The following is a 22,569-nucleotide window of genomic DNA, read 5'->3' on the forward strand; positions in this document are numbered from 1 at the left end:
TCGACTCAGTAAGAGGGATATTTTTGGGGCACACCTCAACACAAACCTGGGCATTTCCACAATCGGTTATTCCACCTTCTCCCATAACAGCTTCCAGCCTTTCCTCTTTTTGCATAGCACCAGTGGGATGCAAATTGAACAGTCGAACCTGGCTGAAAGTAGCGGCTCCCAGAAAAGAATTATCTTTCGTGAATTGAGGGCAGGCTTCCAGACAACACCCGCAAGTCATGCATTCTGACATGACATAACGTTTGGCGCGGTCCTGGTCCGGCATGATCGGACCTTCCCCAATGTCATGACTTCCATCAATTTCGATCCATGCCTTTACCTTTTTCAGGTTGTCGAACATACGTTCGCGATTAACCTGTAAATCACGCACGACAGGAAATTTGGACATGGGCTCCAGGACAATAGTACTATCTAAATGGTCTACCAGAGCTGTACAGGCTTGCCGAACACGGCCATTGATGAGCATGGTGCAGGACCCGCATACTTCTTCAAGGCAATTACAATCCCATGTAACCGGTGCAACTATATTGCCATCTTTTGTTATCGGGTTTCTTTGAACTTCCATCAGGCACGAAATGACATTTGCATGAGGTCTGTTGGGCACCTCAAAGGTCTGCCAGTAAGCAGCGGACGCAGGTGAGTCCTGACGTCTTATCTTTAAAATTATGTTTTTCTCAGTCATAGCGTTCAATCATATTTTCGTGGTCGCGGTGTTACCAGCGATGTGTTGACCTCTTCATAGGTGATTTCCGGCTCATTATCTTTATGCTGGGCCACCGTTGTTTTAAGCCATTTTGCGTTATTTTCTTCGAATCGTTTCATGTAATCAAGGTGCCCTTTTGGAAATTTCTCTTCAGACACTTCGCCATATTGTTTTTGTTCCAGATAGTCGATGTATTCATGGGGATCAAAATCTTTGGGCTGATTTATATCGAAATCCGGTTTGTAGTGGCTTCCCCTGAACTCGTCCCTCATCAATGCACCTTTCGTAATGATTTTTGAAAGATGAATCATACAATATAACTGGTTGATGAAGCTGGGTGTAGGGTTAGCCCAGTCATGCGTGTCCAGACATTTGACTTCTTTGAAACGGGTTTCAATATCGCTGATGGAATGCCAGGCTTTTTCCAGAGATTTATTATCACGAACTATAAGAACATTTGCCAGCATGATGTTTCCCAGGTCCTGGTGCAGTTTGTAGGGGTTTTCCGGGCCGTCCATTTTTTTTATGTCCTGGAACCGGTTTTGCCAGTGTTTACGGGTGTCGTCAAAGACAGTGGAAGAGATATCGTCCACAGATTTTTCAAGGGAGTCTGTGTAGTTCATGATACCCCGGGCCATCATTAATCCTGTGTATATGCAGCTCAATAATGAGTTCGCGCCCAGCCGGTTGGCTCCATGGTATTGGTAGTCTGCCTCTCCAGCCGCAAATAATCCTTTAATGGAAGTCATCTGGTTCCGTGGAGATCCGTGGTCTACCAGTCCATTGCTGTCTGGTCCGTAATCTGTCCACAATCCTCCCATTGAGTAATGCACCGCAGGAAATATTTTCATGGGAGTTTCACGCGGATCAACACCGGTAAACTTATTGTAGATATCCATGATACCGCCGAGTCGGTTGTCCAGGAATTCTCTCGACTTATGGGTCAGGTCAAGATAAACCATAGGCTCTCCGCCCACCCCTAGATTCTGGTTATAGACAATGTCATAGATTTCCCGGCTGGCAACATCTCTGGGAACGAGATTTTTGAACAGAGGGTACTTTTCTTCGAGAAAATAATAGCGTTCGTTCTCAGGGATTTTTTTAGGCTCACGTTTATCGTTGGCATCACGAGGCACCCACACACGCCCACCTTCACCTCGGGCTGACTCGCTCATTAGCCGGAGCTTATCCTGTCCGGGAATAGCTGTGGGGTGAATCTGAATGAATTCTCCATTTGCGTATTTAGCACCTTGCAGATAAGCGGTTGTGGCGGCGGCTCCTGTGCTAACAAAAGAGGCGGTTGATCTTGCATACACCTGGCTCGGTCCGCCGCTGGCTAACACCACAGCATCTGCCGGCAAGGTAAAAATTTCGCTGGTTCTTAGATCCTGAATCACTGCACCGCGGCAAATTCCTTCAGAATCAAGAACGGCTCCAAGGTATTCGTGCCACTCCAATGTTTTGGCAGCACCATCATGCACATGACGTCGCACTTGTTCATCAAGCGCGTACACAAGTTGTTGTCCAGTTGTTGCCCCGGCAAATGCGGTTCGATTATAAAGAGTGCCACCGAATCGTCGAAAATCGAGATGCCCTTCGCCGGTGCGATTAAACGCTACACCCATCCTGTCCATCAAGTGGATGATAGCGGGAGCCTGGTAGCACATGTCTCGTACCAGAGGCTGGTGGGCCAGAAAGTCTCCCCCCTTAATCGTGTCATAGAAATGCTTTTCCGGAGTATCGCCTTCGTTCTTTGCGTCAATGGCTGCATTGATGCCACCTTGTGCGCAAACGGAATGGGATCTCTTTAACGACTGGTATGAAACGACGGTCACCTCACCGTTACGCTCGCAAAACTTCATAGCCAGGGCTAACCCGGCTAACCCGCCTCCGATAATGACAATTTTTTTCTTTCGATTTAGCATCTTTTACCTTGGTGCCGTTGCTTCTACTGGAACAGGGTTCATATTAAACTCCACTATGGTGGATATGCCTAATACTGTCAAAGCCAGGCCCATCGCTGCGAAAACGATAGCACCATTTTTCTGGGCGTTCTCTCCAATTAAAATACCCCATGAAACACAAAACCCCCACAGTCCGTTACTGAAGTGAAATGTCGCTGAGATAATACCAATAGTATAAACAACCATTCCCTGCCAGGTTTGAAACTCACCATTTAAAATATCAATGAGGAAAGGAGCCGCCTCAAAATGGTGTTTGCCCTCCCATAGTTTTGGTGCCACCGTTGTTCCCATGTGATAAATCAGAAAAACAAAAACCACTGCACCAGAAATCCTCTGTAAGGTATAGAGTCCGTTTCGGGGATACCTGTATCGATGTACGTTGGTTTTGGCAAGGCTCGAGACATAAAAACCCATCACTGAATGGAACAGGATGGGGATATATATAAAAGTTATTTCTATTACCAGGAGGAAGGGAAGGTTGTTGATCGCATCTATGCTGAGTTGATAGGGCCATACTCCCACAGTACGAAGGGAATTGACACTTAAATGAATGACCAGGAAAGCTCCTATGGGAACTATTCCTGTAAGGGAATGGAGCTTCAGCAGCAGGTAATGAATTTCATCTTTAGAAGGTCTGGCCATAAGGCGGAAAAAGAACGGGATTACTCAATTTAATAAAAATTAGAGCAGGCACTTTCAGACTTCGCTCCCATTTTGGCGCAAAAATGGGTGTCACACAAGAATTATCATCAGCTAAAAGGAAAATAATAATAACGATGAACAAATAAAGGAGAGATTTTAAAAATCAGATTCCAGGAGAGGGCGTTGCTTGAAGTCGGGGTTTATGGGTTTATCTTCAGAGCAAATTTTCAAGTGACTTGGGTCTTGCACATAAAAATCCACGAAACCGCATTGGCAGCAGATGCTGGGTTGCAGGGGGACACTTTTCTCGACACCGTGGTCCTGTCGAACCACCATAATCAATTCTTTATCCTTACTTGTCCTCAAGCTAATCTCACCTTTGAGGATGCTTTTTTCACCACACTTGCTACAAGTATCCCTACCATTGGGCATGCTTTCGCTCATTAAGCAAACAGGCTCCTAAATTGGATTTAGAATTGAAGCAAACACGTTTCATCATATCATAAGTGTGGGGAGCTAAAAAATATTTCAGTTGAGTAAAGAGTCTGATCTACCTTAATTGTATTGCTATAGAAGGCTCTGTAAGTCTTAATTGTTCTATCACAGCTTCGAGCTTTTCTTCCTGTTTCATTTCTGCATTTACTAACTCTCTTAGTTCTTTGCCAGCATGAAATTTAGGTTTATGGCGTTCTGGTAGATCAATCAATTCTCCCGTTAATGGTTTTTTTGCAACTCTGGCTTTATATGTGCCAAGTCTAAAAGAACCAAACCCTTGAACTACCACACGACCATCTTTATGTAGTGTTTCCATGATTGCATCCAAAAAAGCTGTTAAATAAAGTTCGGCCTCTTTTTTTGTAACATTCATTCGTAGCGATAACTTTTTCACTAACTGAGTTCGTGTCATGATCCTGCTCCAATTTAGTAAATAATTATTGTTACTTAGTTAAATAAAGCAAAAATCAGACCAAAATCCGTCGCGCTACATAACCTCATATTTTTTAGTAAGTTACAAACTTTGTTCAAAGTGGAAGAGTTTTGGGTGGTTATGATATTGGATAAAAGTGTTAACTTAAATGCACAGTTAATCAACGATTATCCAATTGCTTTCTGTAAGACATAATTGTTCTGTCAGCCAGAAAACAAGGGGAAGATTTTGCTCTAATGTAAATGAAAATTCGAGTATGTCGATGATTTAGTTTTTTATTGGGATGACAATGATGATTAAAAATATTTTGGTTTATTTAACTCACTCCCATGTAGATGCTTGGAATTTTCGGCCTCAGCATCAGGTATTACTAGAAAAGCTCGTTCCAGGCTTGAAAGTAGAAATTTGCATGAACTCCAAAGAGTTTAAGGAACGCCTACCCAAGTCTGAGGCGGTGATTGTCTGGTTTTTCAAGGAGGAATGGCTTGGTCTTGGACCACAATTAAAGCTCATTGCCACACCTGCTGCAGGAAATGACTGGATTGAAATCAAAGCAGGCAATGGCCCTCAGGTTTTATATGGAGGTTTCCACGGAGCTGTGATGGCTGAAATTGTTGTCGGGGCCATGATGTACTTTTTGAAGTCTTTTCCTTTGTCAGTCGCTATGCAGAAACAGAAAAAATGGGCTCGAGTTAAAATTTCTGGAAGATTACAGTCCCTGTATAAAAGTCGGGTTACCATTTTAGGGTTTGGAAGAATCGGTAAAGTGATTGCTGAGCGTCTTAAGCCGTTTGGGTGCTGTATCACTGGAATCAAAAGAAACCCTGTTTCATCTATACCGGCATTTTTTTCAGATTCAGATAGAGTCCTAACTTTTGAAAACTGGGAAAATGTTTTTGCGGAAACTGATCACCTGATATGTGCTTTGCCAAACGAGGCGTCTAAAATACTACAAACAAAACATTTCAAGGCTTTGCCGAGAACTTGCTATTTATATAATGTGGGTCGAGGCAATGCCTATAAAGAGGCAGACTTGGTTAAGGCTTTAAGAACGGGTGAAATTGCGGGAGCCTATCTTGATGTGTTTGAGGAGGAGCCACTACCTCAGTCATCCCCTTTATGGGAGTTTGATAGCGTTCTTATCCAACCACATACATCTGCGGTATGTTCGCATTATTTAGAGCTGTTTGTCGAAGAGCTTTCCGAAAAAATTAATGCCGACTTATTTGGCGTAGATCAATAGGATATATATGAAGTATACTTTTGACTATAAGGGTGCTTCTTGGGAATGAAAGTCTGTAGCTTTTTGGAATTGGTGTCCAACTGTAATGAGACTTTCTTCACCAAAGTGTTTTCCCATTAACTGGAGACCAACAGGAAGTCCTTCTGCAAAGCCACATGGTATAGACATTGCGGGTATACCGGCAAGATTACTGGAGATTGTATAAATATCCGCCAGATACATTTGTAAAGGATTATCCAGTTTTTCCCCAAGTTTAAATGCTGGGTAGGGGGTGACTGGCGAGGCAATGACATCACATTGTTTCAATGCGTTTTCAAAATCTTTTTTGATCAATGTCCGAACTTTTTGGGCCTTCAGATAATATGCGTCGTAATAACCGGTACTAAGTACGAAGGTGCCAAGAATAATCCGTCGTTTAACTTCTTCGCCAAACCCTTCCTCACGGGTGTTTTCATACATGTTGACAAGGTTGTCAGACTTGCCGGTACGATAACCATATTTAACTCCGTCATAGCGTGAAAGGTTGGTACTGGCTTCTGCACAGGCGATGATGTAGTAGGTGGCCACGGCGTAGTCCAGATGCGGCAAAGAAACTTCTACTGTTTGTATTCCCAGCGATTTAAGAGTACGAATACCTTCCTGCACTGCTTTTTCAACTTCAGGGTTGATTCCCCCGGTGAAATATTCTTTTGGGATTCCCAGTTTCATACCTTTTACATCTTTCTGTAAAGCCTGTGTAAAATCTGGGAGCGCAACATCAGCAGAAGTGGAATCGCGCGAGTCTTTACCACCTATTACGTTCATTAAAATAGCAGCATCGGCTACAGTTTTTGTTAAGGGTCCGATCTGGTCGAGGGATGAAGCAAAGGCTACGAGCCCAAAACGGGATACTCGGCCATAGGTGGGTTTTAATCCTGTTACTCCGCAAAAACTGGCAGGTTGACGGATGGAACCACCGGTATCACTACCTAGGGCGGCAACACATTCGTGTGCTGCAACAGCGGCTGCAGAACCACCGCTGGAACCTCCGGGTACCCGTTCCAGGTTCCAAGGATTTCTTGTCGGATGATGGTGAGCGTTTTCGTTTGATGAGCCCATGGCAAATTCATCCATATTGGCTTTACCTACGATCACAGCCCCGGCCTGATTTAACCGTTCGGTTACGGTAGAATTGTACGGCGAAATAAACTGGTCGAGAATCTTCGAAGAACAGGTGGTGCGACTGCCTTCTGTGCAGATTAAATCTTTCAATGCTATGGGAATTCCTAAAAGCGGTGCTTCTTCTCCTGCTGCAATACGATTGTCAGCATCCTTTGCCTGTTGCAGGGCTTTCTCTTTCATTAGGTGTACGAATGCTTTGACTTTGTCTTCGACCTGATCGATGCGATTGAACACAGCTTCGGTCAGTTGCACAGAGCTTAGCTTTTTGTTTCTCAGAAGTTCGCGTGCCTGTGTGATGGTTGTGCGATGCATTTGGGCTTTGGAGAATAAGTTTGTAAAAGGCTAAGCCGAAACAGCCTAGATTTGCTGATTATAGTATTACTTATATGATTTTTGGTACTTCGTAGTGCCCTTTATTGTGTGCGGGTGAATCGGAAATCAAGTTGTGATCAGCGAGAGCTTTTGTAGTCGGTTCATCTTCGCGAAACACGTTGTTGATTCCTAAAACATGTGCTGTTGGTTCTACTTCATTCGTATTCAGTTCGTTGAGCTTTTCTATATATTCGAGAATTGTCCCCATTTGGCCAGCAAGCCTGATTTTTTCTTCAGGAGTCAATTTTAACCGCGCCAAAGCGGCAATATTTTCAATATCAAAAGACACACGCACCTCCGTGGAATTTTTTCAAATTTCCATAGGACTTTTATATTTTGTTTATGAATCTGAAGAACCTTCCTTACGGTCTTTTTTCTTTTTCTTTTTCAATTCTGCCATTTTCTCGGTAGCAGTAACTTTATTGGCCTTTCTAGCCAGCCGTTTGGTTTTCTTTTTCAGTTTGCGGACTTCAGCTTCGGTTCCTTTGTATTCTGCCAGTTTGGATTTGGCATTTTTGAGGTGTTCCTGCAGTTTTTCTACATTTGCCATAATAGTTAGTGCCATTAAAAGGGTTAATGAAAACTATTTTTATACCAAATAATTACCCAAACCACAACTATCAGTAGTTAGGCAACCTGCGAGACACTGGACTCTGCTTAATTGGTTGGGCCGGGCTGGAAAAAAGTTATCTCATCTTAATGGGCTATTATTAACTGCCTCCCTACCAGGGAGAGGTTTGCGCATTTCTTTATTGACTTACTCTATAGTCTCAGTTACTGAGGGTTATAGCTAATATACAGAATAGTTTTTAACCTTAAACCCTCTGTTTCAACAATGACCAGGGTGAATTCACCATAAGAAGTGAAACAATGCCAGAAGTAATTCGCAAAGCGGTAATAAACTGGCCCAAAGAATTGCCTTGTGAGAGGGAATTATCCGCAAACCCTGCTCATATAAGCCAGGAACAATGGCAGGACAGGTGGCATCGCTAGCAATTATTGTTGTAGCTGGAAAAAGTTTTGCCAAACCAAAGTAGATAGGATCATTCCTCTCCTTTTTAAAGGGCGGGTATAAAATATATCCCAAAATCGAATAAGACTAGGCTAAATTATCAGAATTTAAAAGTGAGGCTGAATTTGGCGGGAGCCGGTAAGAAGTTAATATTTCACAGCTTTAAAGTTTTAATAACGCAAAAGAGTCTTGACCATTGGCGCCAGGCTTAGAGGAGAACGGTGAGGTCGATACGTTTTTGTCCCAGGTCAACGGCGGCGACTCGCACTTTAACTTTATCTCCAATTTGGAAACTGCGGTGCCGCCTTTGCCCTATGAGTCGGTGTTCAGTTTCAATAAAGATGTAATAGTCATCTTTGATACTAGAAATTTTGACTAGACCCTCAACGAATACCTCTTGCAATTCTACAAAAAAACCGAACCCTGTAACTCCTGAAATAGTACCGTGAAAGGTTTTGCCTATCTTATCGGCCATGAACTGAGCACGGCGAAGGTCAATGGCTTCCCGCTCTATCGACATAGCTTGAATTTCCATACTGGTTGATTGTTCGCAGATCTCGGTAAGTTGAGACAACAACGCTTTCTTTTCTTTTGGTGAACATTTTCGTTTCAGATATTTCTTGATGATCCTGTGCAGAAACAGATCGGGATAACGCCGGATAGGTGAGGTGAAGTGGGCATAATGAGGAAAGCCCAGGCAAAAGTGGCCAGGGTCGGTTTCTGAGTAGCGTGCCTTTTTCATAGTCCGTAGGAGCAGGGTGTTGACGACTCGTTCTTCCGGGTGACCTTTAAGTTTTTGTACCAGGTTCTGTAGGTCGGATGATCGGGCTGGTAACGGGAGACGTAGTTTGAACGTGTCAACGAACTCGTTGAATTCGGTAAGCCGGGCAGGGTCGGGTGCTTCATGGATTCTGTGGATAGAGGGTATGCCCCTTTCGTGCAAACTCAGTGCGACAAACTGGTTGGCGGCCAGCATGAACTCTTCAATCAGTTCGTGGGCGGTGTTATGTTCCCTGATGCTTATGCTCTCGACATGACCGGTGTGGTCCATATGAATTTCCGGCTCTGGTACCTGGAAGTCGACACTGCCGTTTTGAAATCTTTTGTTTCTCATAAGCTGGCTTAGTTGATGCATGTCTCGCAGGGTAGAAAGAAATGGATCACCACCTCCTTTTTCCAGAATTTGATGGACTTCGGTATAGGTGAACCGGCGCTGACTTTTGATAATTGAAGGATGAAGTGTTCCTGAAATAAAGTTGGCTTCGTCATCAAAGTCCATGATGGCACTGACTGTCAGGCGGGGTTCTTGAGGTTTTAAGCTGCAAGCCTCATTGGACAGTGATTCAGGAAGCATTGGGATAACACCATCAGCATAATAAATGCTGGTTCCCCTTTCCAGGGCTTCCTGATCGAGCAGAGAGTTCTCTTTTACGAAATGGCTGACATCGGCGATGTGGACACCAAGCCGGTATCCTTTTCCCAGGCGTTCCAAAGATACCGCATCATCAAAATCCTTTGCCCGTTCCCCGTCAATGGTAAAGGTTTGAAGTTTTGAAAAATCTTTTCTCCCTTTTAAATATTCTGAGGGATTTTCTGCTCCAACTTCTCTTGCCTCATCGAGAACCTCCGGGCAAAAGCTCTGGCGTACTCCGTGTTTTCTGAAAATGGATTGAATCTCGACATTAGGATCGTTGGAGGAGCCTATTACTTCCAGCACTTTACCAATCGGTGGTTTGTGTTTGGTCGGAAAGGTTTCTATTTCTACGTGGACGACCTGCCCGTTCCTGGCTCCCTTTCGATTTTTTCCGGGAATAAAAACATCATGAAAATATTTTTCTTCGGTAGGGATGACCCAGCCGTCTCTTCCAAATGTCTCATAGGTGCCGACGATATGTGTGGTATTGCGTTGAAGAATACGTATGATCCTGCCTTGAGGTTTTCCTGGTGCCCTTTCCGATTTTATGCGTACGACTACATGATCTTTGTGCATGGCTTCGTTCATGTGGCGGCGGTTGACGTACACATCGTCTTCTTCATGTGGATGGTCGGAGACGACGAACCCAAAACCGTTGGGGTGTCCGTGCAGTTTGCCTGTGACGAGATTCATCTCATCAGGAAGTCCATAGCGACCGCCACGAATTTTGATCAGGGATCCTCCCCCAGCCATTTCCTTGATGAGATTGCGGAACTCACGTTTCTGGGTTTCGGGAATGCCCAGTTGCCGGGAAAGTTCAGCAACTTTCATAGGTCGCGGGATCTTCTTTCTTATCATCGAGAGAATTTTATCTTCAGTCAACTTCATGGCGGTGAAATAAATTTTTTATTGAGCATACTCTATCATGCGCAGGTCATTCCTCATAGGGAAGGAACACATGGCATAATTTAATTGACGTTGTTAATATTGCAGGGAGCACAGCTTTTTATTTAACAGATGAAACCCAGAGTTCTATTGATGTCTTCCAAGGTTAAAGATTGGGCAATGCCCTTCCTGTGTATTTGTCTTACCAGCTTCGCGGTCTATTTTGTTTCTCTGGATTTTTATTTTCTGATCAACTCTGATGACTCGGCGTATATATTCCGCAACCCTTATCTGCAGGAAATTTCTTTGGCAAATACAGCGGCTATTTTTTCCAACCTGCATTATGGAGATTATCTTCCTGTTAATTTGCTTTCTTATTCCTGGGATTTTACCTGGTGGGGCTTTAAGCCATTTGGCTATCACCTGACCCAGGTTATTCTTCATTCTTTGAATGCTTGCCTGTTATATTTGATTCTTCGTTTGTTGTCAGTGCCTGAAAGAGCTTGTTGGATGAGCGTTATGATTTTTGTCGTGCATCCTGTGCAGGTCGAGTCCGTAGTCTGGGTATCAGAAAGGAAGAACCTGCTTTCAACGCTGTTTATTCTTCTGTCCCTGTGGTTTTATTTGCGCCATGCTATGAGTGAAGGGTCCCGCAGGTTCTATTTTTACTCATGCCTGGCTGCCTTCGTTCTTGCGTTGATGAGTAAATCCATATCTGTGATGCTCCCTTGTATTTTTGTATTGCTGGATGTTCTGGTGTTGAAGAGAAAGGTGATGGTGTTAGAAAAAGCCCCTTTCTTTTTGCTTTCCCTCCTTGCAGGGTTGGCGACGATAGCTTCTCAGGGAGCTGTAGGGGGCATCAGTGAATATATGGGTGGTAGTTTTTTTGTCTCATTATTTTACACCTTTCGAACATATTGGGATTATCTGGTTTGTTTGTTTTTTCCTTTTCAGCTGTCCCCCAGATACTTGTTTAGCGGCATCTCTTTGTCTGGCATGCAGTCTGTTTTGTCTTATCTGCTTTTTTTTGCAATTTGTTTTTTTGTGGTCAGGAATTATCGTTCGTGCCCAATTCGTGTTTTCGCGATAGGGTGGTTTTTGTTATGGCTCCTTCCCGTTTCCAATCTTGTTCCTATAAACACTATTAGGCAGGACAGGTATCTTTATCTACCTTCAATGGCTGTGATTGTTGTGGTTTCTTTATGGTTGGAGAGTTTTGGGCAAAATCAACGAAGAAAAAACCTGGTAAATTTAATCGCTTCGGGTTTGGTTTTTTGTCTCGGCTCCCTATCCTTTCTGCATACCTTTGTCTATGCCAGTGACTATTCTTATTGGCGGAGAATCGCTAACCAATATCCTCAAAATGCTTCTGTCCAACTGCAGGCGGGTTACCACTGCAAATTGATTGAAGACGAAGAATGTGCGGAAAAACATTACCGCCAGGCGCTTGCCATCAACCCTCAACACTCCCGTGCAATGAATAACCTTGGAGCCTTGATGACAGACCGTGGCAAATATGAGGAAGCGCGGGTTTTGCTGAATAAAGCCATTCTGGTGGATCCTGCCGATTCGGTTATTTATAGAAACCTTATTGTTCTTGCTGAAAAATCTGGAGTTGGAAAGGAAAAAATACCAGGATGGAAGAAAAAAGCCCTCCTGTTTAATCAAATGAAAAGGGAAAAGGATTATTTGTTGGGTGAATTCCGGTTCCGCTAGTGCGGTTGGTTTTGTGTCCGGTGGATTTTTATTGAAGGTTCACATATAATCCCCCAGATGCGGTGGATTGCAGGTGGGAAACTATTGAAAAATAATTCGAGAAAATTTGAATTGTAAAGGGAACACCCTTAGAGAATTTTATGAAAGTACAAGTTGACTGGTTGAAAGAATATACCGAAATCGATGTCCCGGCAGATGAGTTGGGTCACGTCCTGACCATGGCAGGGTTGGAAATAGAAAGCCATGAAACCGTTGAGTTGCCTGACGGTGAAAAAAGCGATGTGCTTGAACTGAATGTGACGCCCAACCGGGGTTATTGTTTGTCGCATATTGGTGTGGCCCGTGAAGTATCGGCTTTATTGAATAAGTCTTTGAAATTGTCCGACCCGTTAAAAACCTTTGCTGAGAAATCCGGTGGGGTTGCGGTTGAAGATCGTGTGTCAGTTGAGAACCAGGAACCGAAACTATGTCCACGTTATTGTGCCCTGGTCATAGAAAATATAAAGGTGGGACCCTCTCCTAAGTGGTTGCAAGACAGATTGACGGCTATAGGTCTGCGCCCAATTAATAATATTGTTGATGTCACTAACTTTGTGATGATGGAGTACGGTCAACCTTTGCATGCCTTTGATAAGGATTTATTGAAGGACAATAAAATCATTATAAGGCGGGCCAATAAAGGTGAATCCTTCCTCAGTCTGGATGGGACAGAGTTAAAGCTGGATCAGGATGCGTTGGTTATAGCTGATGGAGAAAAACCAGTGGCATTAGCAGGGATAATGGGTGGAACCAACAGTCAGGTTTCAGAGTCTACCCGCCATATAGTTTTGGAGAGTGCTTGTTTTGATCCGGTTACAGTTCGAAAAGGGTCAAAGAAATATGGTTTGAGGTCGGATTCTTCCTATCGCTTTGAGCGCGGAGTGGACCTGAACGGAGTAGTGAGTGCCCAGGCAAGAGCAGCTTTATTGATGAAAGAGTTGGCGGGTGGAGATATTTGTTCAGGAAGAGTGGATATTTATCCTGGCGAGGGAAATCCAATAATAATTCCTTTAAGAGTGAGCAGGGTGAACCAGCTTTTAGGCACAAGCTTTAACCCTGGACAGGTTCAGGGTTTGCTTGCTCGTTTGGGAATGGAGATGACAGAAACATCAGAAACCATGCAGGTAAAAATTCCGAGTTTTCGTCCCGATCTTTTGCGTGAGGTCGACCTGATCGAAGAAATTGCAAGGATTGATGGTTATGACAAGGTAGATACGGTTTTTCCAGTGGCGCAGGTAAGACCGGTGAAAATTCCTGCCCTGCAAAAGATTATCAAAAAAGCACGGGAAGTTTTCTGCTATTCCGGGTTTTCCGAAACGGTCCATTACAGTTTTATCGAAAGTGAAGATGCGAAAAAGTTTAAAATCGCGTTTGCCAGGGAAGAAGACCGTGTCATCGCTTTGAAAAATCCACTTAGCTCAGAGCACGACACTATGCGCACCAGTTTGATTCCCGGTTTATTGAAAACGGCCTCGCTCAATTTAAACAAGGGACAGAAACCCCTCAAGTTTTTTGAAGCAGGTAGCATCTATTATCTGGGGGCTTCTGGAAACCGTATAGAGAAAGCAGTGTTGTCCGCCATTGTAATGGGTCCTTATGAACTCACCCCCTGGAAACAGAGGGGCAAAGAGTATGACTTTTATGATCTCAAGGGTGTTCTGGAAACACTTGTTGGTCATTTCCATTTAAAGTTGGAAGCATTACCTGATAACAGTCCGTTTTTGGTGGCGGGAAAATCAGTACGAATCAAAGTGGAAGATAAGGAGTTGGGTTATCTGGGTCAAATAGGCGAGGATAATGTTTATGCCCTTGAAATCGACCTTAGGGTTCTGGAAGATGCCGCCTCCGCCACTCGACGATTTCAACCCATAGCGAAATATCCTGAGACCTACCGTGATATCTCTATTCTTGTAGACCGATCGGTCACATCACAACAGATCTCAGATTTGATCTATAAAACAGGCAGTCCTTTGATTCAAAAGGTCGAACTTTACGATCATTTCGAAGGAAAGAAGATTCAAGCCGATAAAAAAAGCCTCACTTTTGCATTGTCTTTTCAATCTATTGAAAGGACGCTTTCTGATGATGAAGTAACTCCGTTATTTGAAAAAATCGTTCAGAGTTTAGAGAAACAGCTTGGTGCATCATTAAGGGAATAAGCGATTGTTGACACTCTAATACCCCGGTGCTACGATTCTGCCATGCCTAAACCGGATATTCAGCAATTGGAAGAAAGTGTGTCAGCCTTGTTGGGAGAATTCCGCCGACTTAAGGAAGAAAATCTCGGATTATCCCGGAGAGTGGAGCAACTCATCCGTGATAAGGAAGTTTTGGTTGAAGAAAGCAAGATGAGCCAAAACTCACAGGACCGAATTTCCCAATTGGAATCGTTAAACCTCAAGAATGAAAAAGACCGAAAGATTATAAGGGCAAAAGTTCAAACCCTTTTAGATAATTTACAGAAGTTTGATCTAACCTGAGCAGGTTGAATTTAAGATGTCCTGCTATTGAATGAGTAGAGTCAAAAATATGCTGAAAAAACTAAACGGATTGAACTGAAAATGGCAAGCAGTAAAAAAATCCAGATTTATGGGAAAACTTACAGCTTGAAAAGCTCTTCATCTGAAGTGAAAGCTGAAGAAGTGGCTGAATACGTAGACTCGAGAATGAAAGAACTGGCCACTGCCCGAAGTAAAACTTCCACCCTGGACCTGGCGATCCTGGCGGCTCTGAATATTGCGCAGGAACTGCTGGAATTGAAAGGCCAGTCTGTAGTTAGAGAAGAGGAGGAAGGGAAGAAAATCCAGCAATTGGTTTCCGAGCTTGATAAAGAGCTACAAGGCATTGAAAGATAAGTCATTGTGCGCGACATATAGCCCTTGAGAGACCCTGGCCTTTGTGCTAGGATGGGGGCGGATTTGATGTACTGTCTCCCTGTTGTGTTCGAGTAAGAATTTAATTTCTTGAGCCAACAGTTTGTAAAAGGGGTTGATGGATCGGCTGTGGTGTGCAGGCCTTCTAAAAAGGAGGAAGCCTAAAGCAGCTCACGGATGCCCCACCTGTCCTTGACAGGTTCAAAAAATGGTTTTTGCGCGGCATATACGGGGAGACTTCTATAATGTTTAAGAGCTTTAGCAGGCTATAAACTGGCCTGACCGAGCCTGAATATATATCCGGTTCCAGCATGATCAGAGTCGGACCCCAATTGGGAGAGAAATATGAGCGGAATAGGAAGAGCTATTTCGTTTTTTGATATACCCACACAAGGTCTGTCCTGCCCTATAGGGTGGTGTTTTCTGCCTTGCCTCCCCTTTGCCGGTTTCGGTCGGTTTAGTAATGTTTCCCTTTTAAACTTTGTCAATAGGTTTATTGGTGGTTCTGTAGCCTGACGATATCCTGAAAATAAAACTGGGTCCGGAAGATGGATTTTTCCTCCATGAAAATGGATAAGTTCGCGATCCGTCAGGATATGAGACGCAAACGTGATGCGATGACCCTGGATGATGTTTTAAATTCAAGCCGGGCTATAGAAGACAGGTTGTTTGCAAACAAGGAATTTTCGTCCTGCCAGAATGTATTGTTTTTTTTATCATTTGGCAATGAAGTTAGAACCGATGAAATAATCATGCGTTCCCTCAATGACCGCAAGAAAGTATATGTTCCAAGGTTAATCAAGAGGGAAAGGCGAATGGAAGTATGCGAAATAACTGATATGGATCAGGAGTTTGAATTGGGTTCTTATGATATTCGAGAGCCTTCCAGAAAAAACTCCAAAGTGGTGTCGCCAGCAAATGTTGATGCTGTTATTGCTCCAGGTTTGGCGTTTGATCGTTCCGGGGCAAGAATCGGTTATGGGGGAGGTTATTTTGACTGGTTGTTCAAGCAGTTGCCTGAGGGTGCGCTCCGGTTGGGAGTAGCCTATGATTTCCAGGTTGTAGACTCGATTCCTCAGGACTCCTGGGATGAAAAGGTACAAACGATAATTACCGAAAATGACACGATAAGCTGTTGATTCGAAACAATTTGGATCAGTTAGTTTTTAATTGAGGTTTTACTATGCATATTTTTACCACCATTAAGGTTAATTTTATAACCCTGATTCTGGGGATGTCTGTTGCTTTGGTGATTGGTTACGCTGTTGGATATTATTTGCGCAAATTATTTACCGAATACCAGATCAAGGAAGCTGAAGAGCGCAGAAAGAAAATACTCCTTGAGGCAGAGCAGGAAGCGGCGAGCAAGCTGAAATCCGGGGAAATTGAAGCGCGCGAAAAATCCTTGGTGATGAAGGCTGATCTTGAAAAAGAAATGAAGGCGGAAAGGGAAAGGTTGCGCGGTCTGGAAAATGATTTGGAAAGAAAAGACCGGGAGCTCAAGAGCGAAAGTCAAAAATATCTGAACCGTGAAAAAGAGCTTGAAGAGAAAGGCAACAGAATTGCTGACAAGGAAAAAGAAGTTGAACAGCAAAAGCTTGAATACCAGAACCTGGTGCGGGAGGAGCTGAAAAAACTTGAGGTGATCGGTTCCTATACAGCTGAAAAGGCCAGAGAAGAGGTCAAAAATAAGATCCTTGGTGAAGCTAAGATGGATGCGGCCCGTGAAGTAAAAAAAATTGAGGAAAATATTAAGAAAACTGCAGATGAGCAGGCCTGCAGGCTCATTACCATGGCTGTTCAGAGGCTTGCTTCAGATCATGTGGCAGAAAGCACCGTTTCAGTTGTTGAGTTGCCAAGCGATGATATCAAGGGAAGAATTATTGGTCGTGAAGGAAGAAACATTCGCGCCCTGGAACAAGCAACAGGAATTGATTTGATAATAGACGATACCCCCGGTGCTGTGGTTTTATCGGGCTTTGATCCTATCAGACGCGAAGTGGCACGGCGTGCTTTGGAAAAACTGACCCTCGATGGACGGATTCATCCTGGGCGAATTGAAGATGTTGTCAACCGGTGTAAGAAGGAGGTCACTCAGCAGATTCAAGAAGCCGGTGAACAGGCCATCTTGAATGTTGGCATTGATAATATTCATCCGGAAATGGTCAAGTTATTGGGGCGACTTAAATACAGGACCAGTTATACCCAAAATGTGCTTGAACATGTGCAAGAGGTGGCTTTTGTATGTGGAGCTATTGCCGGAGAGCTGGGATTAAATGTGGCCCTGGCGAAACGTTCAGGGTTGCTGCACGATATAGGAAAGGCTATTGACCACCAGACCGATGGAACGCATACTCAATTGGGAGTTGATATAGCAAAGCGTTACAATGAACATCCTTTTGTCATCAATTCGATAGCAGCCCATCATGAGGATGAAGAGGCAGAATCTCCTTATGCTGTTTTGGTGGCGGCGGGCGATACGGTTTCCGCTTCCCGGCCAGGTGCCCGGAGAGAAATGCTGGAAACTTATATTAAACGAATGACCCAACTTGAAGAGATTGGAGACTCGTTTAAGGGAGTTCAAAAAACATTTGCCATTCAGGCGGGCCGTGAAGTGAGGATCATTGTTATGCCTTCTGGAGCGAGTGATGAAGAGGCCAGCATTCTGGCAAGGGATGTTGCTAAGAGAATTGAAAAAGAGGTGACCTATCCGGGAGAAATTAAAATTACAGTAGTTCGAGAAACCCGGTTTACAGAGTTCGCCCGATGATAAAGTTTTTTAATTAACCTACCAAACTGTGCCTGGATATGTATCCGGGTTCAATGCCCCGGTTTTGCCGGAGCTTCTCCAAACATATTAAAATTGGCATCATATGGAAGAATTAGGGCAACTTGTTAAACTCAGACGAGAAAAACTCGATGAACTTAGGGAGATGGGAGTCTCCCCATACATCAATCGATTTAAAATCAACACCAATATAGCCTCCCTTGTTGAAAAATATTCTGAAAAATCCAAAGAAGAATTAGATGAGAAAAGCTCAGAATATATAACTGCCGGAAGGATGATGAGCCGGCGTAAGCATGGTAAAACTACATTTGTGAATATTAAAGATGTGTCAGGAGATATCCAGGTATTCATAAACAAAACCTCACTCGGTGAAGCGGCTTATGAAATGTTCAGCAAATTTGATGTTGGCGATATCATTGGCGTTGAAGGCAGGATTTCAAAAACAAAAACGGGTGAGTTGACCCTGTTCGCCAGCAAGGTTGACTTGCTTTCCAAATCGCTTCTACCTCTTCCTGAAAAGTGGCACGGGCTTAAGGATGTCGAGCTTAGGTATCGGCAAAGATATGTGGACCTGATCGTTAATCCTGATGTTAAAAAAGTTTTTGTAGCCAGAAGCCGTATCATCCAGGCCTTGCGAGATTACTTGAACGAACGTCAATATCTTGAAGTAGAAACTCCGATGATGCAGTCAATACCGGGTGGAGCGACTGCAAAGCCTTTTAAAACTCATCACAACGCCCTGGATATGGAGTTGTTTCTTCGCGTTGCTCCCGAGCTATACCTGAAAAGGCTGGTGGTTGGGGGTATCGAAAGGGTTTATGAGATCAACAGGAACTTTAGGAATGAAGGGATCTCTACAGAACATAATCCCGAGTTTACCATGGTGGAGTTTTACACTGCTTATGCTGACTATAACGACTTGATGGACCTGACTGAGGATTTGTTTCGTTATATTTGCAAGCAGGTGTTTCCTGAAAATAATTATTTGTTTCCGTATACTTCACAGGAAGATGGAGAAACACGGGAAGTGACAATTGATTTTTCACAACCGTTCAAGCGTTGCACATTCAGGCAGTCACTGATTGAAATTGGTGGTGTTGATGAAGAAGCTCTTGATAATCCCGATAAGGCAGTAGAGTTGGCTTTACAGAATAAGGTCTCTATTGAAAAGAAAGATCATCATGTGAAAATACTGGCTAAGCTATTTGACCACTTTGTAGAGCCCAGGCTTGTTCAGCCTGTATTTATTACCGATTATCCTATAGAGCTCTCACCACTTTCCAAGAAAAAAGAAGATGACCCCAGTCTGGTCGAGAGGTTTGAGCTTTTTGTTGGCAGAAAAGAAATTGCTAACGCTTATACCGAGTTGAACGATCCGATAGACCAGAAACAAAGGTTTGAAGAACAAGTTCAAGAGCGCCAGGCAGGTGATGAAGAAGCTCACTGGATGGACAACGACTTTATCCGCGCTCTTGAATATGGCATGCCCCCTACCGCTGGGGAAGGCATAGGGATTGACAGATTGGTAATGTTGTTGACCAATAGCCTATCCATAAGAGATGTAATACTTTTCCCGCAATTAAAAAAAGAATCCTGATTCGGGAAAGCAAACAGGTCATTTTTTAATTCGCTCCTGATATGTCCTACGAACTTTTCGTCAGCCTGCGCCATTTAAAAGCCAAACGTGCACAAAAGTTTATTTCCCTCAATACCTGGATTTCCGTTGGCGGGGTTGCCCTCGGTGTCATGGCATTGATAGTTGTTATTGCCGTTATGTCCGGGTTTGGTAAAGACCTGCGGGATAAAATCCTTGGAACAAACAGTCATGTTGTGGTCACTAATATCGCCCAGACCGGGATGGCTGATTATGAGGCGATCATAAAAACAATTTTGCAGGCGGAAGGTGTCAATGCCGCGGCTCCTTTTATTCTGAATCAGGTGATGCTGACTTTTGGCAGTAATAGTTCGGGAGTTGTAGTGCGGGGGGTGGATCCTGAGCGGGAAGCGGGTGTTTCTGATTTGGAGAAAAACCTTATACAGGGCAACCTGGAAATGCTGGAAGTTGCAAAAGCTGCATCGGGGAAATCCCGTAGAGCGGGAATAATTTTGGGAAAGGAACTGGCGCATCGATTGAGGGTGCAACGGGGTGATACGGTGTCGATGATTTCTCCCGCCTCAAGAGTGACACCTATGGGTTTGGTTCCTAAAATTAAATTGTTTCAAGTGGTAGGTTTTTTTGAGTCGGGCATGTTTGAATATGATTCGAACCTGGCTTTTATTTCAATACACGCCGCGCAAAAATTCTTCTCTATGAAAGGGAAGGTCAGCGGTATAGAAATTCAAGTGAAAGATATAGAAAAGGCAGATCAAGTGGCCAAGGAAATACAGGATAGCCTGGGCTTTCCTTATTACGCAAGGGACTGGATGAGAATGAATAAGAATTTATTTTCAGCGTTGCGTTTAGAGAAAATTGTGATGTTCATCATCCTGATTCTAATTATCCTGGTTGCGGCTTTTAATATTGTTAGTACCTTGTTTATGGTGGTTATGGAAAAGAGTAAGGAAATCGCCATTCTAAAGTCCATGGGTGCCACCCGGACCAGCATCATGAAGATTTTCAGTTTTCAGGGTTTGATTATTGGCGTTACGGGAACGGTGATTGGCTGTATTGGCGGTTTTTCCATTGTGCCAAACTTGAATGAGATTGTCGGTTTTATTGAAAACCTGTTTGGCATTACTGCTTTCCCAAGCGATGTATATTATCTCGATAAGCTTCCTTCAGAAATCCAGTATTTTGATTCATTTATCATTGTTATTTTTTCTGTTCTCATTTGTTTTTTGGCCTCACTATACCCGGCCTGGCGAGCTTCGCGGATAGATCCTGTAGAAGGACTTCGCTATGAATGATTTGAGTTCTGGCGCGGAAGAAAAAAAATGCCTGATTGAAGCTGTTAACGTTGATAAAAGCTACTCGACTCAACGTGAAGTGATACAAGTTCTGGCCCAGACCAATCTCCAGGTGCTTTCTGGCGAAGTGTTAGGAATCGTTGGCGCATCAGGTGTGGGTAAGAGCACTCTGTTGCATGTTCTGGGAGGACTCGATAAACCGTTGAAGGGTAATGTCCTGTTTAAGGGAAAAGATATCTATAACCAGTCCAGAGGATATCTTGAGAAATTTCGAAATTCACATATTGGTTTTGTGTTTCAATTTTTCAATTTACTGCCAGATTTTTCCGCATTGGAAAATGCGATGTTTCCCGCACTCATTAGTAATGTTGACAAACGTTTAGCCAAAGAGAAGGCTGAATTCTTGTTGCGAGAAGTAGGGATGAAGGACCGAATGCATCATAAACCCGGGGAGCTTTCGGGGGGTGAAAGCCAGCGGGTAGCTCTTGCAAGAGGTCTTATTAATCAACCGGACCTGCTTTTAGCTGATGAACCTACTGGTAACCTGGACTATCATGCCAGTGACCAGTTAATAGATTTGATAAGGAAACTGAATCAGGAATTTAACCAGACTTTTATAATTGTTACACATAGTCAGAGGATTGCGAAAAAGCTGGACCGGGTGTTGGAACTGGTTGATGGTAAAGTAGGCCCGACAACTCAGAACCTGATCATATAAAGTAAAACCTTAAAAAAGGGGAAGCCATGAAGCTGGATAAGATCGCTGAATTGGTTGGCGGAAAATTAACAGGAGATGGTTCAATTGAGATAACCGGCATCCGGGGTATTGAGCAGGCAGCGGAAGGACATATTACTTTCCTCGCTAAGAAAAAGTTTCTTGATATTTTGAACCGTTCCGGGGCTTCTGCCGTGCTGGTAAAAGAAGAGGTGGATAGCTTTGCTTGCCAGGTCATTGTAGACAGTCCCGAGCTTGCGTTTGCCCGAATATTGAGAGAGTTTCATCCTGATAAACGGCCTGCGCCAGGTGTTCATGGCACGGCAGTGGTGGGGAAAAATATCAAGATGGGTGAGCAGGTCACTTTGTCCGCTGGAGTCTGCATAGGAGATGATGTTGAAATTGCTGACCATGTCAAAATTTATCCCGGCGTTGTTATTGAGGATCGATGCCGGATAGGAAGCCATACGGTCATTTATCCAAATGTGACGCTTTACCATGATACGGAATTGGGAAACAATGTGATTCTTCACTCCGGAGTAGTAATCGGCGCGGATGGTTTTGGTTACACTCTTGATGAAAAAGGAGAGCATTACAAAATCAACCAGATAGGCCGGGTAGTTATCGAAGATGATGTCGAGATAGGTGCAAACAGTTGTGTGGACAGGGCGGCTATGGGGACAACATACATCAAAAGGGGAACAAAAATAGATAACCTGGTACAGGTTGCGCACAATTGTACGGTGGGAGAACATTCCATTCTGGTCGCTCAGGTGGGTCTGGCAGGTAGCTGTACCCTGGGACATCACGTGGTGCTTGCCGGTCAGGTTGGGGTTGCCGATCATGTTACGCTTGGTGATCAGGTTACGCTTACAGCCCAATCAGGAACATTTAGAAGCATTGAAAGCAACAATGTTTATGGGGGACACCCTGCTGTTCCACTTGGTGAATGGAAAAAATATGTGACTGTTTTACCGAAACTTCCAGAGCTTGTCCGGCAAATTCGCGAACTTGAAGTACGATTAAAGCAAATTGAAAATAAATCACCCTCAAGTTAAAATCAGTTAAAATAATTATATCCGCTGTTATTATTACTGAATCGTTAACATTTTATCTACTGTATTAAATTATGTTTAAATTCTACAGGCAGATTTTTATTCTGGGTTTACTATTTGTTTTTACACTTGGTGCAACTCCA

General features: G+C 43.6%; 20 protein-coding genes and 1 other RNA gene. 12 read left to right on the forward strand and 9 right to left on the reverse strand.

Annotated elements, in window-relative coordinates; all coding sequences use genetic code 11:
- The 5 genes from sdhB to F3741_02760 all read right to left on the reverse strand — a co-directional run.
- Positions 1-691, reverse strand: a 691-nt coding sequence (gene sdhB, locus F3741_02740) for a succinate dehydrogenase iron-sulfur subunit (GenBank protein ID MZG29716.1), incomplete at its 3' end; no start/stop codon positions are given.
- A gap of 5 nt (positions 692-696) precedes the next feature.
- Entirely contained in the window at positions 697-2,637 is a 1,941-nt protein-coding gene (gene sdhA, locus F3741_02745; GenBank protein MZG29717.1) for a succinate dehydrogenase flavoprotein subunit, read from the reverse strand.
- Positions 2,638-2,640: 3 nt separating this feature from the next.
- Entirely contained in the window at positions 2,641-3,318 is a 678-nt protein-coding gene (locus F3741_02750; protein ID MZG29718.1) for a succinate dehydrogenase, read from the reverse strand.
- Positions 3,319-3,474: 156 nt separating this feature from the next.
- Positions 3,475-3,750 carry a hypothetical protein gene (locus tag F3741_02755; protein ID MZG29719.1) on the reverse strand — a complete coding sequence of 92 codons (276 nt, stop codon included), beginning with the start codon at positions 3,748-3,750 and terminating at the stop codon, positions 3,475-3,477.
- A 118-nt stretch (positions 3,751-3,868) separates the two neighbouring features.
- Complete coding sequence (locus F3741_02760) at positions 3,869-4,225, reverse strand: HU family DNA-binding protein (GenBank protein MZG29720.1); 357 nt, start codon at positions 4,223-4,225, stop codon at positions 3,869-3,871.
- A gap of 310 nt (positions 4,226-4,535) precedes the next feature.
- Here F3741_02760 and F3741_02765 point away from each other — a divergent pair, with 310 nt between their 5' ends.
- On the forward strand, positions 4,536-5,489 hold the full coding sequence (locus tag F3741_02765; GenBank protein ID MZG29721.1) for a D-2-hydroxyacid dehydrogenase: 954 nt from the start codon (positions 4,536-4,538) through the stop codon (positions 5,487-5,489).
- Positions 5,490-5,513: 24 nt separating this feature from the next.
- On the opposite strand, the gene gatA is transcribed toward F3741_02765, so the two are convergent.
- The 4 genes from gatA to rnr all read right to left on the reverse strand — a co-directional run bounded on the left by gatA (position 5,514) and on the right by rnr (position 10,336).
- The gene (gatA, locus tag F3741_02770; protein MZG29722.1) at positions 5,514-6,962 is read right to left on the reverse strand and encodes an Asp-tRNA(Asn)/Glu-tRNA(Gln) amidotransferase subunit GatA; all 1,449 of its coding nucleotides are present in this window, start codon (positions 6,960-6,962) and stop codon (positions 5,514-5,516) included.
- A gap of 70 nt (positions 6,963-7,032) precedes the next feature.
- Entirely contained in the window at positions 7,033-7,317 is a 285-nt protein-coding gene (gene gatC / locus F3741_02775) for an Asp-tRNA(Asn)/Glu-tRNA(Gln) amidotransferase subunit GatC (protein MZG29723.1), read from the reverse strand.
- A 45-nt stretch (positions 7,318-7,362) separates the two neighbouring features.
- Positions 7,363-7,587, reverse strand: coding sequence for a hypothetical protein (locus F3741_02780; protein ID MZG29724.1), 225 nt, complete (start codon positions 7,585-7,587; stop codon positions 7,363-7,365).
- Positions 7,588-8,242: 655 nt separating this feature from the next.
- The gene (gene rnr, locus F3741_02785; GenBank protein MZG29725.1) at positions 8,243-10,336 is read right to left on the reverse strand and encodes a ribonuclease R; all 2,094 of its coding nucleotides are present in this window, start codon (positions 10,334-10,336) and stop codon (positions 8,243-8,245) included.
- A 129-nt stretch (positions 10,337-10,465) separates the two neighbouring features.
- Between rnr and F3741_02790 the strand changes: the two genes are divergently transcribed.
- The 11 genes from F3741_02790 (at position 10,466) to lpxD (ending at position 22,429) form a co-directional block, all read left to right on the forward strand.
- Positions 10,466-12,049, forward strand: coding sequence for a tetratricopeptide repeat protein (locus F3741_02790; protein MZG29726.1), 1,584 nt, complete (start codon positions 10,466-10,468; stop codon positions 12,047-12,049).
- A gap of 140 nt (positions 12,050-12,189) precedes the next feature.
- On the forward strand, positions 12,190-14,247 hold the full coding sequence (locus F3741_02795) for a phenylalanine--tRNA ligase subunit beta (GenBank protein MZG29727.1): 2,058 nt from the start codon (positions 12,190-12,192) through the stop codon (positions 14,245-14,247).
- 42 nt (positions 14,248-14,289) lie between these two features.
- The gene (locus tag F3741_02800) at positions 14,290-14,568 is read left to right on the forward strand and encodes a hypothetical protein (GenBank protein MZG29728.1); all 279 of its coding nucleotides are present in this window, start codon (positions 14,290-14,292) and stop codon (positions 14,566-14,568) included.
- A gap of 81 nt (positions 14,569-14,649) precedes the next feature.
- Complete coding sequence (locus tag F3741_02805) at positions 14,650-14,943, forward strand: cell division protein ZapA (GenBank protein ID MZG29729.1); 294 nt, start codon at positions 14,650-14,652, stop codon at positions 14,941-14,943.
- A gap of 73 nt (positions 14,944-15,016) precedes the next feature.
- Positions 15,017-15,200, forward strand: a non-coding RNA gene (ssrS, locus tag F3741_02810) — 6S RNA.
- 309 nt (positions 15,201-15,509) lie between these two features.
- Positions 15,510-16,100 (forward strand): 5-formyltetrahydrofolate cyclo-ligase, encoded by a 591-nt coding sequence (locus F3741_02815; protein ID MZG29730.1) that lies wholly within the window; start codon positions 15,510-15,512, stop codon positions 16,098-16,100.
- A gap of 44 nt (positions 16,101-16,144) precedes the next feature.
- Positions 16,145-17,731, forward strand: coding sequence for a ribonuclease Y (rny, locus tag F3741_02820; GenBank protein ID MZG29731.1), 1,587 nt, complete (start codon positions 16,145-16,147; stop codon positions 17,729-17,731).
- Between the two features lie 103 nt (positions 17,732-17,834).
- Positions 17,835-19,346, forward strand: a complete 1,512-nt coding sequence (lysS, locus tag F3741_02825; protein ID MZG29732.1) for a lysine--tRNA ligase — start codon at positions 17,835-17,837, stop codon at positions 19,344-19,346.
- Positions 19,347-19,387: 41 nt separating this feature from the next.
- Positions 19,388-20,656, forward strand: a complete 1,269-nt coding sequence (locus F3741_02830) for a lipoprotein-releasing ABC transporter permease subunit (GenBank protein ID MZG29733.1) — start codon at positions 19,388-19,390, stop codon at positions 20,654-20,656.
- Positions 20,649-21,374, forward strand: a complete 726-nt coding sequence (locus F3741_02835) for an ABC transporter ATP-binding protein (protein MZG29734.1) — start codon at positions 20,649-20,651, stop codon at positions 21,372-21,374. Before F3741_02830 ends, F3741_02835 begins: the two co-directional genes overlap by 8 nt.
- A 26-nt stretch (positions 21,375-21,400) precedes the next feature.
- Positions 21,401-22,429, forward strand: coding sequence for a UDP-3-O-(3-hydroxymyristoyl)glucosamine N-acyltransferase (gene lpxD, locus F3741_02840; protein MZG29735.1), 1,029 nt, complete (start codon positions 21,401-21,403; stop codon positions 22,427-22,429).
- The last annotated feature ends 140 nt before the right edge of the window (positions 22,430-22,569 follow it).

Source organism: Nitrospinota bacterium (genome assembly GCA_009873635.1).
Lineage (GTDB): Bacteria > Nitrospinota > Nitrospinia > Nitrospinales > VA-1 > LS-NOB.

Excerpts from the sequence above, each read along its gene's own strand:
- sdhA (MZG29717.1), bottom strand. The coding sequence starts at position 2,637 with ATGCTAAATCGAAAGAAAAAAATTGTCATTATCGGAGGCGGGTTAGCC.
- F3741_02750 (MZG29718.1), bottom strand. The coding sequence starts at position 3,318 with ATGGCCAGACCTTCTAAAGATGAAATTCATTACCTGCTGCTGAAGCTC.
- F3741_02755 (MZG29719.1), bottom strand. The coding sequence starts at position 3,750 with ATGCCCAATGGTAGGGATACTTGTAGCAAGTGTGGTGAAAAAAGCATC.
- F3741_02760 (MZG29720.1), bottom strand. The coding sequence starts at position 4,225 with ATGACACGAACTCAGTTAGTGAAAAAGTTATCGCTACGAATGAATGTT.
- F3741_02765 (MZG29721.1), top strand. The coding sequence starts at position 4,536 with ATGATGATTAAAAATATTTTGGTTTATTTAACTCACTCCCATGTAGAT.
- gatA (MZG29722.1), bottom strand. The coding sequence starts at position 6,962 with ATGCATCGCACAACCATCACACAGGCACGCGAACTTCTGAGAAACAAA.
- F3741_02780 (MZG29724.1), bottom strand. The coding sequence starts at position 7,587 with ATGGCACTAACTATTATGGCAAATGTAGAAAAACTGCAGGAACACCTC.
- rnr (MZG29725.1), bottom strand. The coding sequence starts at position 10,336 with ATGAAGTTGACTGAAGATAAAATTCTCTCGATGATAAGAAAGAAGATC.
- F3741_02790 (MZG29726.1), top strand. The coding sequence starts at position 10,466 with ATGAAACCCAGAGTTCTATTGATGTCTTCCAAGGTTAAAGATTGGGCA.
- F3741_02795 (MZG29727.1), top strand. The coding sequence starts at position 12,190 with ATGAAAGTACAAGTTGACTGGTTGAAAGAATATACCGAAATCGATGTC.
- F3741_02800 (MZG29728.1), top strand. The coding sequence starts at position 14,290 with ATGCCTAAACCGGATATTCAGCAATTGGAAGAAAGTGTGTCAGCCTTG.
- F3741_02805 (MZG29729.1), top strand. The coding sequence starts at position 14,650 with ATGGCAAGCAGTAAAAAAATCCAGATTTATGGGAAAACTTACAGCTTG.
- F3741_02815 (MZG29730.1), top strand. The coding sequence starts at position 15,510 with ATGGATTTTTCCTCCATGAAAATGGATAAGTTCGCGATCCGTCAGGAT.
- rny (MZG29731.1), top strand. The coding sequence starts at position 16,145 with ATGCATATTTTTACCACCATTAAGGTTAATTTTATAACCCTGATTCTG.
- lysS (MZG29732.1), top strand. The coding sequence starts at position 17,835 with ATGGAAGAATTAGGGCAACTTGTTAAACTCAGACGAGAAAAACTCGAT.
- F3741_02830 (MZG29733.1), top strand. The coding sequence starts at position 19,388 with ATGTCCTACGAACTTTTCGTCAGCCTGCGCCATTTAAAAGCCAAACGT.
- F3741_02835 (MZG29734.1), top strand. The coding sequence starts at position 20,649 with ATGAATGATTTGAGTTCTGGCGCGGAAGAAAAAAAATGCCTGATTGAA.
- lpxD (MZG29735.1), top strand. The coding sequence starts at position 21,401 with ATGAAGCTGGATAAGATCGCTGAATTGGTTGGCGGAAAATTAACAGGA.